The sequence below is a fragment of the Streptomyces sp. NPDC059003 genome, from assembly GCF_042740445.1.
In the GTDB taxonomy this organism is placed as follows: domain Bacteria; phylum Actinomycetota; class Actinomycetes; order Streptomycetales; family Streptomycetaceae; genus Streptomyces.
The window spans coordinates 30649-45074 of the sequence record NZ_JBHYJH010000074.1; the positions used below are offsets into that span (position 1 = coordinate 30649).

Sequence of the window (14426 nt, forward strand, 5' to 3'; positions counted from 1 at the left end):
GCGGCGCCGTCGCCGAGTTCCGCGCGGGGGTGCGGGAACTCGGCGACGGCGCCGGTGCGTTGTGCGGGTGGCGGTGCCCCGGTCAGCGGGGTGCGCCGCCGTCGGCGTTCGGGCCGCTGTAGTCCTCGCCGTAGGCGCCCTTGGCGGGGCGGCGGCGCCGCATGGGCGGCTCGACGCCGTCCGCGAGGCGGCGGGCGGTGAGGAGGAAGCCGGTGTGGCCGATCATGCGGTGGTCGGGGCGCACGGCCAGGCCCTCGATGTGCCAGTTGCGGATCATCGACTCCCAGGCGGTCGGCTCGTTGAAGCCGCCGAGCTCGCGGATGGACTCGACGGTCCGGGCGAGCTGGGTGGTCGTGGCCACGTACGCGCACAGGATGCCGCCGGGCACGAGCGCCTTGGAGACGGCCTCCAGGCACTCCCAGGGGGCGAGCATGTCGAGGATGACGCGGTCGACGTCGGTGTCGGACAGGTTGTCCTGGAGGTCGCCGACGGTGAGCTGCCAGGCGGGGTGCGGACCGCCGAAGTAGCGCTCCACGTTCTGCTGGGCGATCTCCGCGAAGTCCTCGCGGCGCTCGTAGGAGTGGAGCATGCCCTGGTCGCCGATGGCGCGCAGCAGGAAGGAGCTGAGGGAGCCGGAGCCGACGCCCGCCTCGACGACGCGTGCGCCGGGGAAGATGTCGGCGAAGGCCAGGATCTGCCCCGCGTCCTTGGGGTAGACCACGGCGGCGCCGCGGGGCATGGACAGGACGTAGTCGGGGAGCAGGGGGCGCAGCGCGAGGTACGCGACGTTCCCCGTGGTGCGGACAACACTGCCCTCGGGAGCGCCGATCAGCTCGTCGTGCGGGAAGGAACCCTTGTGGGTGTGGAAGTTCTTCCCCGCTTCGAGCGTGAACGTGTAGTGGCGTCCCTTGGGGTCGGTGAGCTGGACCTGGTCCCCGACCTTGAAGGGCCCGCGACGGCGGGCGGCACCGGTCGGTTCGGACATGTGACCAGCCTACCGGCCGCGGCGGGGGCCGCCGACCAGGGTGACGGCGGCGCGCTTCTCCGGAGGGTCGGTGGTGTCTCCGGAGTGGCCGGTCGTGTCTGCGGGGTGGTCGGTCGCGCCGGGCCCGCTCGCGGGGTGCCGGTGCTCAGCTCGGGCGGGCCATGGCCTTCACGAAGGCGCGCTCCACGTCGGCGGCGGACAGGACGCCGTAGATCTCGCCGGACGCCTCGACCACGAGGTACTCGGTGGCCGGGGTGGCGCGCAGCCGGTCGAGGAGTTCCTCGCCCGCGAGCTCGGCGGGGATCCGCATGCCTTCGGTGATGTCCTGGGCGAGGCCGCTGACCGTGACCCAGGGGCGGCGGTGTTCGGGAACGCCGACGATGGCGGCCTCGCGGACGACGGCCAGGGGGTCTCCGTCGGCGTCCACGACCACGAGGGCGCGGGCTCCGGCGGCGTTGGCGCGGCGCAGGGCCTCGGAGAGCGGGGTGTCGGTCTCCACGGGGACGGCGCGCCGGGTCAGGGCGCGGGCGCGCAGCTCGGGGAGGTGTTCGCGCAGGCGGGCCATGCGCAGGCTGTTGCCGGCGCCGGTCCAGATGATCGCGGCGAGGATCGCGGCGAGCAGGGCGTCGGTGACGGTGTCCATGCCGCCGATGTCCTGGGTGTCGCCGCCGAGCGCCCCGGACTGGTTGAGGATCGGCAGGCCGACGAGTACGGAGATGGCGAGGGCGCGGCCGACCCAGGCGGCGGCGATGGTGCCACTCATGGGCCTGCCGGTGATCTTCCAGACGACGGCGCGGAGCATGCGGCCGCCGTCGAGGGGCAGGCCGGGGAGCAGGTTGAAGACCGCGACGATGAGGTTGGAGATCATCAGCCCGGCGAGCAGGACGCCGGGGACCGTGTCCGGTTCCACGGCGGTCATGGCGGCGTAGAAGACCCCGGCGAGCACGAGGGAGAGCAGCGGGCCGACGAACGCGAGCACGAACTCGCGGCCGGGGGTCTCGGACTCCTTCTCGATCTCGCTGACGCCGCCGAAGAACTGCAGCTGGATGCGGCGCACCGGCAGCTTGAAGCGGAGCGCGGCGACGGTGTGCGCGAGCTCGTGCACGAGTACGGAGGCGTAGAAGGCGACGGCGAAGAACAGTGACACGAGGTACCGGGCGCCGCCGAGCTCCGGCAGCACGCGGTCGAGCTGGTCGCCGAAGACCCAGGTGATGAGGGCGGCGACGAGGAACCAGCTGGGCGCCACGTAGACGGGCACGCCGAAGGGCCGCCCCATGAGCAGCCCGCCGCCGGGGTTCTTCGGCTCTTCCTTGGGGGGCTGGGCTTTGGGGGGCCGCCCCAGGGGAGGCCGGGCGCCGCCGCCGGGTTGCCGGGTCCCCTCGTGAGGAGAGGGGGGCGGCGTGGCGTCGGCGTGCGCGGGGGCGTGCCGGTCGGGGGTGGTGCGGTCGGGGTGGCTCTTCGTGATGTCGACCGCGTCACCCGCGCCGCCGGGCCGCCGGGAACCGGTGCCTTCGGGGTGGGGCGGCATTGCCGCGCCTTCGGGGCGGGGCTTCGCGGCGTCGGGTCGGGTTTCGGCCGGGGTGGGGGCCTGGTCGGGGCCGGACGCGTGGCTGGGAGCGGGGTTCTGGGCGGAGGCGGGGTCCTGGCCGGAGGCGGAGTCCTGGCCGGAGGCGGCTTGGCCGGGCTCCGGCTGTGCCGCACCGCCGAGTGTGGCCGCCGCATCGCCGGACGTGTCGGGCGCACCGCCGGACGTGGCCGCCGCGCCATCGGACGCCACGGCCGCATCGCCAGACGTACCCGGCGCGCCGTCGAGCGCGGCGGGCCGACCGCCGAGCGTGGCAGGCGCCCCATCGAGCCCGTCGGCCGCGCCGTCAAACGTGGCGGACGCGCCGCCGGACGCGGCCGACCCGCCGTCGGACGTAACGGCCGCATCGCCGGACAGGCCCGACGCACCATCGAGCGCGGCGGGCCGGCCGCCGCCGGGTGTGGCGGGCGCGCCATCCGGCGTGGCCGCCGTGCCGCTGGACGTGGTCGCCGTGCCCTCGGACGTAGCCGCCGCATCGCCGGACGTGGCGGGTGCGTCGCCGGACGTGGCGGGTGCGTCGCCGGACGTGGCGGGTGCGTCACCGGACATGTGGGGCGCGCCGTCGGGCCCGGTCGTCGTGCCGTCGGCCCGGGTCGCGTGGTCGGACCCCGAGCCCGCCGCTTCGGTGGCCGTCAGGCCCGCCGCTTCGGTGGCCGTCAGGCCCTCCGCTTCGGTGGCCGCCGGGCCCGGTTCGGCGCCGTCGGCTCCCGGCCGTGGCGCGCTCTCCGCCCGGGCGGGCGCGTCCGCGCTGTCCGCCCGGACCCGCGCGTCGTCGGACCGCGGCCTGCCGCTCCCGCCGCTCTCGTCCACGATGTCCCCTCGTTCGAAGCGTCCCCCGCGCCTGCTGCGGCGCGGTACACGCACGATCATGCAGGGCGGAAGGGTCTGCCGTCGATGGTATGCGGCCGTTGTCAGTGGTGGGTCGTAGGGTCTTCTGTCATGGAGACCAGGACCGACGCCGTCACGGCGTCCGCGGCCGCGCGCCCGGATTCCCTGTCGCCCTCGCGCGCGGGCGATTTCATGCAGTGCCCGCTGCTGTATCGCTTCCGGGTGATCGACAAGCTCCCGGAGAAGCCCAGCGAGGCGGCCACCCGCGGCACGCTGGTGCACGCGGTCCTGGAGAGACTCTTCGACGCGCCCGCGCCGGAGCGCACGGCACCGCGCGCGAAGGCGCTGGTCCCGGGCCAGTGGGACCGGCTGCGGGAGGCGAAGCCGGAGCTTGCGGAGCTGTTCGCGGACGACAGCGAGGGCGAGCGCCTGACGCGCTGGCTCGCGGACGCGGAGCGGCTCGTCGAGCGGTGGTTCACGCTGGAGGACCCGACGCGGCTCGAGCCCGCGGAGCGGGAGCTGTTCGTGCAGGCCGAGCTGGATTCGGGCCTGAAGCTGCGCGGCATCATCGACCGGGTGGACGTCGCACCGACGGGCGAGGTCCGCATCGTCGACTACAAGACGGGCAAGGCCCCCCGCCCCGAGTACGCGGAGGGCGCGCTCTTCCAGATGAAGTTCTACGCCCTCGTGGTGTGGCGCCTGAAGGGCCTGATCCCCCGCCGCCTGCAGCTGGTCTATCTCGGCAGCGGTGACGTGATCACGTACGACCCGGTCCAGGCGGACCTGGAGCGGGTCGAGCGCAAGCTGCTCGCGCTCTGGGAGGCGATCGTCCTCGCGACGGAGACGGGCGAGTGGCGGCCGCGGCCGACGAAGCTCTGCGGCTGGTGCGACCACCAGGCCGTCTGTCCGGAATTCGGCGGCACTCCCCCGCCCTATCCGCTTCCGGTGAGGCCGCCCGAGTCGGGCGGCGACGAGCAGGGCAGAATGGGCCCGGGCTAGGCGAAGGAGAGTTACGTGGCCATCCGCGTCCTACTGGTCGACGACCAGCCGCTGCTGCGCACGGGTTTCCGGATGATTCTGGAGGCCGAGCAGGACATCGCGGTCGTCGGCGAGGCCGGAGACGGACTGCAGGCTCTGGACCAGGTGCGGGCGCTGCAGCCCGATGTGGTCCTGATGGACATCCGCATGCCGCGGATGGACGGGGTCGAGGCGACCCGGCAGATCACCGGGCCCGGCCGCGACGGCCCGGCGAAGGTCCTGGTCCTGACGACGTTCGACCTCGACGAGTACGTGGTGGAGGCGCTCCGCGCGGGCGCCAGCGGCTTCCTCCTCAAAGACGCCCCGGCGAACGAGCTGGTGCAGGCCATCCGGGTGGTCGCCGCGGGTGAGGCGATGCTGGCGCCGAGCATCACGCGCCGGCTCCTCGACAAGTACGCGGGGCACCTCCCGTCCGGCGACGAGCCGGTCCCGGACACGCTGCACACGCTGACCGAGCGCGAGGTGGAGGTCCTCAAGCTGGTGGCGCGTGGCCTGTCGAACGCCGAGATCGCCGCGGACCTCTTCGTGAGCGAGACGACGGTGAAGACGCATGTGGGGCACGTCCTGACGAAGCTCGGCCTGCGGGACCGCGTGCAGGCCGCGGTGTACGCGTACGAGAGTGGCCTCGTCAGGCCGGGAGCGCAGTAGTCCCCGCAGAACCAGCAGAACCAAAGGGTGGTGGCCGTCCCTGCGCGGGGGCGGCCACCACCCTTTCTGTCCGGCTCAGCGCGGCGTCTAGTCCTTGCTGAGCTCCCAGAAGCGGAACACCGTGGACGCGTCCAGGCAGGACTCCACGCCGTAGACGCTGTCGCGGACCACCGCGTACTGCTTGGCCTGCCACACCGGCAGGATGGGCAGCTCGTCGGCGACGATGTCCTGGAGGCGGCCGTACTCCTTGTCGGTGGAGGCGCGGTCGCCCTGGGCGGCGGTGCCGGGGATGATCTTCTCGGTGATGGTGCGGTTCTCGTAGCGGTTCGACAGGACGTTGCCCTTGCCGAAGAACGGCTGCGTGAAGTTGTCCGGATCCGGGTAGTCCGGCACCCAGCCCTTCACGTAGACGCCGTACTTGCCGGCCTTGATGTCCTTCTCGTACTGCCCGAACTCGACGGACTTCACGTCGGCCTCGAACAGGCCGCTGGCGTTGAGCTGCTTGGCTATGGCGCGCAGCTCCTCGTCGGTGGCGGGACCGTAGCGGGACGGCGTGGACCACAGGGTGAGCCGGGCCTTGCCGTTGATGCCCGCGCCGCGCAGGGCCGCGGCGGCCTTGTCGCGCTGCGGGCGGGCGCCGTAGGTGTCGAAGAAGGCGGTGTTGTGGCTGCCGATGCCCGCCGGGACGATCGAGTACAGCGGGGTCGCCGTGCCCTGGTAGACCTTGTCGACGAGCGCCTCGCGGTCGAGCAGGTAGGCGACGGCCTTGCGGACACCGAGCTTGCCCGCCACCGGGTGCTTCATGTTGAAGACCAGGTGCTGGACCTCGGCGCTCGTGCCCTCGACGACGTCCATCTTGCGGTCGGAGGAGTTCTGCTCGATGTCGGCGATGTCCCCGGCCGCGAGGCCTCGGTAGGCGACGTCGATCTCCCGGTCCGTGATGGCCCGCTTCAGGGCCTTGCGGTCGCCGTGGAAGAAGCGGAGGGTGACGCCCTCGTTGCCGGGCTTGGCGGTGCCCTTGTAGTCGGAGTTGACGGAGAAGACCGCCTCGTCCTTGTCGAAGGAGTCGAGCTCGTACGGGCCCGAGCCGACGGCCCCGCCGTCGGTGCGGAGCTTGTCCTTCGGGTACTCGCGGTGGTCGACGATGGAGCCCGCGCCGGAGGCGATCTTGCTGGGGAAGGTCGCGTCCGGGACCTTCAGGTTGAAGACGACCGTCTTGGCGTTCGGGGTCTCGACGCTCTTCAGCATCGGGAACATGATCGCCGGACCCTTGTCGTCATTGATCTTCAGCATGCGGTCGAAGGAGAACTTGACGTCCTTCGACGTGAGGGCGTTGCCGTTGCTGAACTTCAGTCCGTCGCGCAGCGTGCAGGTGTAGACCATGGTCCGCTGGTCGGTGAAGCCGCACTTGCGGGCGGCCTCGGGCTCCGGCTGGGTGGTGCCCTTGGGGAAGCTCATGAGCGACTGGAAGACGTTGTTGAACAGCAGCCACGAGCCCGGGTCGTAGCCGGCCGCCGGGTCGGTCGCGAGGACGTTGTCGGACATGCCGACGACCACGGAGTCACTGTCCTCGGCCGAGCTCGAGGACTCCGAGCCACAGCCGGTCAGCAGAGCCGCCGCCAGGCCTGAGGAGAGGGGCAGGGCCAGCCACTGGTTGCGCATTTTCACTTACGTGCCTTGTCGTTGTTTCCGTCTCGGGTGCGGCGAAGGTCAGTCGCCCACACCGCGGGCGAGCTCCCACAGCTGCAGATTCGAAGCGGAGTTGAGAGCCCACTCGACACCCGTGATGTCGTCCCGGGCGGCGATGTACTGCTTGCCCTGCCAGAGCGGGAGCACCGGGACGTCCTCGGCCACGATGTCCTGGATCTTCTCGATGCTCTTGGCAGCGCTGAGCCGGTCGGCCTCGCGGCGCGAGGTGGGGAGCAGCTCGTTGATGATGGTCTTGTTGCGGTACGGCAGGCTGAGGAAGTTGTCCGGGGCGAGGAACGGCGCGATGAAGTTGTCGGCGTCCGGGAAGTCGGGGAACCAGCCCATGCCGAAGACGTCGTACTTCCCCTTGCCCGCGGCGGCGCGGAAGGTGTTCCAGACCTCGCCCTTGATCTGCACGTCGAAGAGCCCGCTGTCGTTCAGCTGCTTCCGCAGCGTCTCGAACTCCTTCTTCGTGGCCGGGCCGTAGTGGTCGGTGGTGTAGTGCAGCGTCAGCTTCACCGGTGTGTCGATGCCCGCCGCGCGGAGGATGTCGCGGGCCTTCTTCGGGGACGGGCCCTCGTACTTGTTGAAGAACGAGTTGGAGTGGCCGGTGATGGTGGTCGGCACGATGGAGTACAGCGGGTCGGCGGTGCTGCCGTACACGCCGCCCGCGAGGGCACCGCGGTCCACGAGCTGGGCCATGGCCTGGCGGACGGCCTTGCTCTTGACGCTCGCCGCGTCGGTGTTGAAGGCCAGGTAGCGGATCTCGAGACCGGGCATCTCGACGAGGTCGATGTTCTTGCCGGGGTTCTCGCTGAGCTTCTTGATCTGCTCGGGCGACATGGTGCGGGTCATCAGGTCGATGTCGCCGTCGTCGAGGGCCTTGCCCATGCTCTGGGTGTCCGGGAAGGCGCGCAGCTCGACCTTCTTGTTCTGCTGCTCGAACGAGCCCTTGTAGTGCGGGTTCTTGGTGAAGACCGCCTTGACGAGCTGGTTGTTCTTCACTTCCTGCTTGACCGTGTACGGCCCGGAGCCGTCCAGGGCGAAGCCGGGGCGCAGCTTGTTCTTGCTGTAGTGGTCGGGGCTGACGATGCTGGTGCTCGGCGTGGCGAGCTTGTACGGGAACGTCGCGTCGGCGGTCTTCAGGTGGAAGACGATGCCCCGCTCGCCCTGGACCTCGATGGCATCCACGTTCGACACCAGGCCGTCGGAACCGCTGGGGTTGGCGACCTTCATGTCACGGAGGCGCTCGATGGAGAACTTCACGTCGGAGGCGGTCAGCGGCTTGCCGTCGGCGAACTTGAGGCCCTTGCGCAGGGTGCACGCGTACCGCTCGTTGCCGGTGTCGGTGAAGCCGCACTTCTGGGCGGCCTCGGGCTCCGGCTCGCCGCCGCCACCGCGCGGCAGGGCCATGAGCGTCTGGAGGGTCTGGCGCAGCACGTTCCAGGACCCGGCGTCGTAGGCGTAGGCCGGGTCGAAGGGCGCCGGTACCTCCTTGGAGACACGGAACCGGTCCGTGGTGCCGGCGGCGATGGGGTCGTCACCGTCGCCGCTGCCCGAACCGCCACACGCGGCAAGCGCGGGAGCGAGCAGACCTATGACGGCCGGCAGCACCAATGTCTTGCGGTTCATGCTCGACGTTCTCCAGAACTCTTGATCCCGTGGATCCGGTCAACGGCGGGGTGGGGTGTGGGGTGGGTCACGGGGGGTGGGGCGAGGTTCTCGCGACGAGATTAGTCCGCACCACCAGGGCCGCTGACGGAGGCCGGAGTTGGGGCGCCATCACGCAGGGACACGGGGCGTGGACGCACCGAGACCCCGACACCGGAAGGTTTCGCGCAAGGGCGACGCAATCGGGACACAAGGACATGGCCTGACCGGGGGGTAAGGACCCTCCTGCACAGGTACGAAACCTTGTCGACCCCGTTCCGAGTGGGAAACGTCACACTTTCAACTGGGCGCGCCCCCTGGGGATTTCGGCCATCGACGGCCGGTTCGCGGGCTGCGCGGCAGCCGGCCCGGGGCTCCGCGGCGGCGCGGTCAGATCCCCATCAGGCCGTGCAGGAACGGCAGGTCGACGTGTTCGAGCGAGGGCACCACGGTCCTGCCGGGGGCCGGGGCGATGGGCGCGACGGACGGCACGGCCACCACGCGGCAGCCGGCGGCCTCGGCGGCGGCCACACCGGTCGCGGTGTCCTCGATGACCGCGCAGCGGGCCGGGTCGACGCCGAGCCCGGAGGCCGCGAGGAGGTAGGGGTCGGGGTGCGGCTTGGTGCGCGGCACCTCGTCGCCCGCGATGGTCAGGGCGAAGTGGTGGGCCCCGACGGAGTTCAGGACGCGGTCGATGATGCGCCGGTGGGAGGCGGAGACCAGGGCCGTCGGCACCTCGTGCGCGGCGAGTTCGGCGAGGAGTCTGCCGGCGCCGGGCATCAGCGGCAGGGCTCGGCTTATCCGGTCCTCGAAGCCGTCGTTGAGCAGGACGGTCAGCTCGGCGACGGTGATGTCGGCGCCGGTGGCCTCGATGAGGAACCCGGCGCTGCGGGACATCGGGCCGCCGACGACGACGTCGCGCCAGGCCTCGTCCAGGGTGTGGCCGAGCGCGCCGAAGACCTCGACCTCGGCGTCCCACCAGAAGCCCTCGGTGTCGACGAGCGTGCCGTCCATGTCGAGGAGCACGGCCTGCAGGGCGCTGCCTTCGGCCGTTCGGGTACCGAGCGCGGGAACCGTACTGGTCATCCGGGCACACCTCCATGAGGGACGAGAAGGCCGGCCCCCCAGGAGGGACCGGCCTTGTACTGGACCATGTACTGGACCGACCAGTGTACGACTCGTCCGGCGTACGCGCTCTTGAGTAAAGCCTGGCGGTACGCGCCCTTTAGCGGGCGTTGAAGTACTTGGCCTCGGGGTGGTGGATCACGATGGCGTCCGTGGACTGCTCGGGGTGGAGCTGGAACTCCTCCGAGAGCTGGACGCCGATGCGCTCCGGCTGGAGGAGTTCGGCGATCTTCGCGCGGTCCTCCAGGTCGGGGCAGGCGCCGTAGCCGAGGGAGAAGCGGGCGCCGCGGTACTTGAGCGCGAACATGTCCTCGACGTCCGCGGGGTCCTCGCCGCCGAAGCCGAGCTCGGCGCGCACCCGGGCGTGCCAGTACTCCGCGAGCGCCTCGGCCAACTGCACGGACAGGCCGTGCAGTTCCAGGTAGTCGCGGTAGGAGTCGGAGGCGAACAGCTCGGCGGTGGCCTCGCCGATCCGCGAGCCGACGGTGACGACCTGGAGGCCCACCACGTCCGTCTCGCCCGATTCCTCGGGGCGGAAGAAGTCGGCGAGGCACAGGTGGCGGCCGCGGCGCTGGCGCGGGAAGGTGAAGCGGGTGCGCTCGTTGCCCTGCTCGTCCAGGATGATCAGGTCGTCGCCCTTGGAGACGCACGGGAAGTAGCCGTAGACGACGGCGGCTTCGAGCAGGTTCTTGGTCTGCAGCTCGTCGAGCAGACCGCGCAGGCGCGGCCGGCCCTCGGTCTCGACGAGCTCCTCGTACGTCGGTCCGTCGCCGGTGCGTGCCTGCTTCAGGCCCCACTGGCCCTTGAACAGGGCGCCCTCGTCGAGCCAGGAGGCGTACTCCTTGAGCTGGATGCCCTTGATGACGCGGGTGCCCCAGAACGGGGGCGTGGGTACGGGGTTGTCGGTGGCGACGTCGGAGCGGGCCGGGCCCTCGGTCTCCTTGGCCTCGACGGCGGGGCCCGCGGCGGCAGCCGCTGATGTACCAGCCTTCTTGGGCACGCGGCGCTGCTTGAGCTCGGGGAGGCTGGCGCCGGGCACGCCGCGCTTGACGGCGATGAGGGCGTCCATCAGGCGCAGGCCCTCGAAGGCGTCGCGGGCGTAGCGGACTTCGCCCTCGTAGATCTCGTGCAGGTCCTGCTCGACGTAGGCGCGGGTGAGGGCGGCGCCACCGAGGATGACCGGGTAGTCGGCGGCCATCTGGCGCTGGTTGAGCTCCTCCAGGTTCTCCTTCATGATCACGGTGGACTTGACCAGGAGGCCGGACATGCCGATGACGTCGGCCTTGTGCTCCTGCGCGGCGTCGAGGATCGCGGCGACGGGCTGCTTGATGCCGAGGTTGACGACGTTGTAGCCGTTGTTGGACAGGATGATGTCGACGAGGTTCTTGCCGATGTCGTGGACGTCGCCGCGCACGGTGGCGAGGACGATGGTGCCCTTGCCCTCCGCGTCGGACTTCTCCATGTGGGGTTCGAGGTGGGCGACGGCGGTCTTCATGACCTCGGCGGACTGGAGCACGAACGGCAGCTGCATCTGGCCGGAGCCGAACAGCTCGCCGACGACCTTCATGCCGTCCAGGAGGGTGTCGTTGACGATGTCGAGGGCCTTGCGGGTCGTCAGGGCCTCGTCGAGGTCGGCCTCAAGCCCGTTGCGCTCGCCGTCGATGATGCGGCGCTTGAGGCGCTCCTCCAGGGGCAGCGCGGCCAGTTCCTCGGCCTTGCCCGCCTTCAGGGACTTGGCGGTGGCGCCCTCGAAGAGCGCCATCAGCTTCTGCAGCGGGTCGTAGCCCTCGCGGCGGCGGTCGTAGATCAGGTCGAGGGCGGTGGTGACCTGCTCCTCGTCGAAGCGCGCGATGGGCAGGATCTTGGAGGCGTGCACGATCGCCGAGTCCAGGCCCGCCTTGACGCACTCGTCGAGGAAGACGGAGTTCAGCAGGATGCGGGCGGCCGGGTTGAGGCCGAAGGAGATGTTGGACAGGCCGAGTGTCGTCTGGACGTCGGGGTGGCGGCGCTTGAGCTCGCGGATCGCCTCGATGGTGGCGATGCCGTCCCCGCGGGACTCCTCCTGACCGGTGCAGATGGTGAAGGTCAGGGTGTCGATGAGGATGTCGGACTCGTGGATGCCCCAGTTGCCGGTGAGGTCGTCGATGAGCCGCTCGGCGATCTCGACCTTCTTCTCCGGGGTGCGGGCCTGGCCCTCCTCGTCGATGGTCAGCGCGATGAGCGCGGCGCCGTGCTCCTGGGCGAGCCGGGTGACCTTCGCGAAGCGCGACTCGGGGCCGTCGCCGTCCTCGTAGTTCACGGAGTTGATGACCGCCCGGCCGCCCAGCTTCTCCAGGCCCGCCTGGATGACGTCGACCTCGGTGGAGTCCAGGACGATGGGCAGCGTGGAGGCGGTGGCGAAGCGTCCGGCGAGCTCCTCCATGTCCGCCACGCCGTCGCGGCCCACGTAGTCGACGCACAGGTCGAGCATGTGGGCGCCCTCGCGGATCTGGTCGCGGGCCATCTCCACGCAGTCGTCCCAGCGCGCCTCCAGCATGGCCTCGCGGAACTTCTTGGAGCCGTTGGCGTTGGTGCGCTCGCCGATGGCCAGGTACGAGGTGTCCTGCCGGAACGGCACGGTCTGGTAGAGCGAGGCGGCGCCCGGCTCGGGGCGCGGCTCGCGCTCGGTCGGGGTCAGGCCGCGGACGCGCTCGACGACCTGGCGCAGGTGCTCGGGCGTCGTGCCGCAGCAGCCGCCGACGAGGGACAGGCCGTACTCGCGGACGAACGTCTCCTGGGCGTCGGCGAGCTCGGGCGCCGTCAGCGGGTAGTGGGCGCCGTCCTTGCCGAGGACGGGCAGGCCCGCGTTGGGCATGCAGGCCAGCGGGACGCGCGAGTGGCGGGCCAGATAGCGCAGGTGCTCGCTCATCTCGGCCGGGCCCGTGGCGCAGTTGAGGCCGATCATGTCGATGCCGAGGGGTTCGAGGGCGGTGAGCGCGGCGCCGATCTCGGAGCCGAGCAGCATCGTGCCGGTCGTCTCGACGGTGACGGAGCAGATCAGGGGCAGGTTCGTGCCGGTGGCTTCCAGGGCGCGGCGGGCGCCGAGCAGCGCGGCCTTGGTCTGCAGGAGGTCCTGCGTCGTCTCCACGAGCAGCGCGTCGGCGCCGCCCGCGATCATGCCTTCGGCGTTCTGCTGGTAGGCGTCGCGCAGCGTGGTGTACGGGGCGTGGCCGAGCGTGGGCAGCTTGGTGCCGGGGCCCATGGAGCCGAGGACCCAGCGCTGCTGCCCGGTCGACGCGGTGAACTCGTCGGCGACCTCGCGGGCGATGCGGGCGCCGGACTCGGAGAGCTCGAAGACGCGCTCGGGGATGTCGTACTCGCCGAGCGCCGCGTGGTTGGCGCCGAAGGTGTTGGTCTCGACGCAGTCGACGCCCGCGGCGAAGTACTCCGTGTGGACGGACGCCACGATGTCGGGGCGCGTGACGTTGAGGATTTCGTTGCAGCCCTCGAGGTTCTGGAAGTCCTCGAGGCTGGGGTCCTGTGCCTGCAGCATCGTGCCCATCGCGCCGTCGGCGACCACCACGCGGGTGGCGAGGGCTTCGCGAAGGGCGTCGGCTCGGTTCCCGGCGGTGGGCTCCGCCTGGGGAACGGACGAGGGGGTCGGCGACGAGGCCATGAATGAGCTCCCTGGAGTGCGACGGCTGTCGGCTTTGCGGCTTCCCGTGGAAGGCGCACCCGGCCAGGGTAGCGGGGACCGGCGTGCTGGGGTGAGAGCGTCCCATGGGGCGGACTAGTGGCGGACTAGTGGCGAAGCAGTGGCGGGCTGGTGGCCGGAAGTCGACGGTGGGGCGCGCTCGGCTGAAACGCGGTGCGCTCACCCTTAGCCAGAGGTCGGCAACGACCGATAGTGTTCGTCATTGCCGAACGGCACGCGCGTTGCGCGCGTTCGCCGCGGATCGAGTGCCCGGTACGGGGATGTGCCGGGCGCGGGACGGAGGAAAGGGCCGCGATGGCACGGAACATCCAGTCGCTCGAACGGGCCGCCGCGATGCTGCGGCTGCTCGCGGGCGGCGAGCGCCGCCTTGGCCTCTCGGACATCGCATCCGCCCTCGGGCTCGCCAAGGGGACGGCCCACGGCATCCTGCGCACGCTGCAGCAGGAGGGCTTCGTCGAGCAGGACCCGGCATCCGGGCGCTACCAGCTGGGCGCGGAGCTGCTGCGGCTCGGCAACAGCTATCTGGACGTGCACGAGCTGCGGGCCCGCGCCCTGGTGTGGACCGACGACCTGGCCCGCTCCAGCGGCGAGAGCGTCTACCTGGGCGTCCTGCACCAGCAGGGCGTGCTGATCGTGCACCACGTCTTCCGGCCCGACGACAGCCGGCAGGTCCTGGAGGTCGGGGCCATGCAGCCGCTGCACTCCACCGCGCTCGGCAAGGTGCTCGCGGCGTACGACCCCGTGGCGCACAGCGAGGCCCTGGAGGCGGAGCGGACCGCGTTCACGGACCGGACGGTCAGTGACGCGGCGGCGTTCGAGGCCGTGCTCGACGTGACGCGGGCGCGGGGGTATGCGACGGACGCGGAGGAGACGTGGGAGGGGATCGCGTCCGTGGCCGCGCCCATCCATGATCGGCGGCGGATGCCGGTGGGGGCCGTGGGGGTGACGGGGGCCGTGGAGCGGGTGTGTCCCTCCGGGGAGATTCGGGCGGAGCTCATTGCTGCCGTGCGGGACTGTGCGCGGGCCGTTTCCCGGGATCTGGGGGCCAGTCGGTTCTGAGGGGGTGGGTGCGGGTGGGTGGGTCCTCGCGGGGCGCCCCAGGCCCGCCCCTTCCCGAACCAGGGGGCTGCGCCCCCTGGGACCCCCGCCTTGTCGGCGCTTCGCGCCTCGTCCTCAAACGCCGG

The 14426-nt window shown here is 71.3% G+C and carries 9 protein-coding genes; 3 read left to right on the plus strand and 6 right to left on the minus strand.

The window, feature by feature from the left end; all coding sequences use genetic code 11:
- Positions 1-82: 82 nt before the first annotated feature.
- Both ACFWZ5_RS24615 and ACFWZ5_RS24620 read right to left on the minus strand, forming a co-directional pair.
- Positions 83-985 carry a tRNA (adenine-N1)-methyltransferase gene (locus tag ACFWZ5_RS24615; RefSeq protein WP_384792757.1) on the minus strand — a complete coding sequence of 301 codons (903 nt, stop codon included), beginning with the start codon at positions 983-985 and terminating at the stop codon, positions 83-85.
- A 145-nt stretch (positions 986-1130) separates the two neighbouring features.
- The gene (locus ACFWZ5_RS24620; protein ID WP_384792754.1) at positions 1131-3440 is read right to left on the minus strand and encodes a site-2 protease family protein; all 2310 of its coding nucleotides are present in this window, start codon (positions 3438-3440) and stop codon (positions 1131-1133) included.
- 69 nt (positions 3441-3509) lie between these two features.
- Between ACFWZ5_RS24620 and ACFWZ5_RS24625 the strand changes: the two genes are divergently transcribed.
- Complete coding sequence (locus ACFWZ5_RS24625; protein ID WP_384792751.1) at positions 3510-4397, plus strand: RecB family exonuclease; 888 nt, start codon at positions 3510-3512, stop codon at positions 4395-4397.
- A gap of 15 nt (positions 4398-4412) precedes the next feature.
- Positions 4413-5084, plus strand: coding sequence for a response regulator transcription factor (locus ACFWZ5_RS24630; RefSeq protein ID WP_016639462.1), 672 nt, complete (start codon positions 4413-4415; stop codon positions 5082-5084).
- An 87-nt stretch (positions 5085-5171) separates the two neighbouring features.
- Here the strand turns inward: ACFWZ5_RS24630 and ACFWZ5_RS24635 are convergent, their stop codons facing one another.
- The 4 genes from ACFWZ5_RS24635 to metH form a co-directional block, all read right to left on the minus strand.
- Entirely contained in the window at positions 5172-6752 is a 1581-nt protein-coding gene (locus ACFWZ5_RS24635) for an ABC transporter substrate-binding protein (RefSeq protein ID WP_384792747.1), read from the minus strand.
- Positions 6753-6794: 42 nt separating this feature from the next.
- Entirely contained in the window at positions 6795-8405 is a 1611-nt protein-coding gene (locus ACFWZ5_RS24640) for an ABC transporter substrate-binding protein (protein WP_384792744.1), read from the minus strand.
- 408 nt (positions 8406-8813) lie between these two features.
- Complete coding sequence (locus ACFWZ5_RS24645) at positions 8814-9509, minus strand: HAD family hydrolase (RefSeq protein ID WP_384792741.1); 696 nt, start codon at positions 9507-9509, stop codon at positions 8814-8816.
- Between the two features lie 139 nt (positions 9510-9648).
- Entirely contained in the window at positions 9649-13203 is a 3555-nt protein-coding gene (metH, locus tag ACFWZ5_RS24650) for a methionine synthase (protein WP_384792738.1), read from the minus strand.
- A 333-nt stretch (positions 13204-13536) separates the two neighbouring features.
- Here metH and ACFWZ5_RS24655 point away from each other — a divergent pair, with 333 nt between their 5' ends.
- Complete coding sequence (locus tag ACFWZ5_RS24655; protein WP_384792735.1) at positions 13537-14301, plus strand: IclR family transcriptional regulator; 765 nt, start codon at positions 13537-13539, stop codon at positions 14299-14301.
- Positions 14302-14426: the final 125 nt, after the last annotated feature.

Excerpts from the sequence above, each read along its gene's own strand:
- ACFWZ5_RS24615 (WP_384792757.1), bottom strand. The coding sequence starts at position 985 with ATGTCCGAACCGACCGGTGCCGCCCGCCGTCGCGGGCCCTTCAAGGTC.
- ACFWZ5_RS24620 (WP_384792754.1), bottom strand. The coding sequence starts at position 3,440 with ATGATCGTGCGTGTACCGCGCCGCAGCAGGCGCGGGGGACGCTTCGAA.
- ACFWZ5_RS24625 (WP_384792751.1), top strand. The coding sequence starts at position 3,510 with ATGGAGACCAGGACCGACGCCGTCACGGCGTCCGCGGCCGCGCGCCCG.
- ACFWZ5_RS24640 (WP_384792744.1), bottom strand. The coding sequence starts at position 8,405 with ATGAACCGCAAGACATTGGTGCTGCCGGCCGTCATAGGTCTGCTCGCT.
- ACFWZ5_RS24645 (WP_384792741.1), bottom strand. The coding sequence starts at position 9,509 with ATGACCAGTACGGTTCCCGCGCTCGGTACCCGAACGGCCGAAGGCAGC.
- metH (WP_384792738.1), bottom strand. The coding sequence starts at position 13,203 with ATGGCCTCGTCGCCGACCCCCTCGTCCGTTCCCCAGGCGGAGCCCACC.
- ACFWZ5_RS24655 (WP_384792735.1), top strand. The coding sequence starts at position 13,537 with ATGGCACGGAACATCCAGTCGCTCGAACGGGCCGCCGCGATGCTGCGG.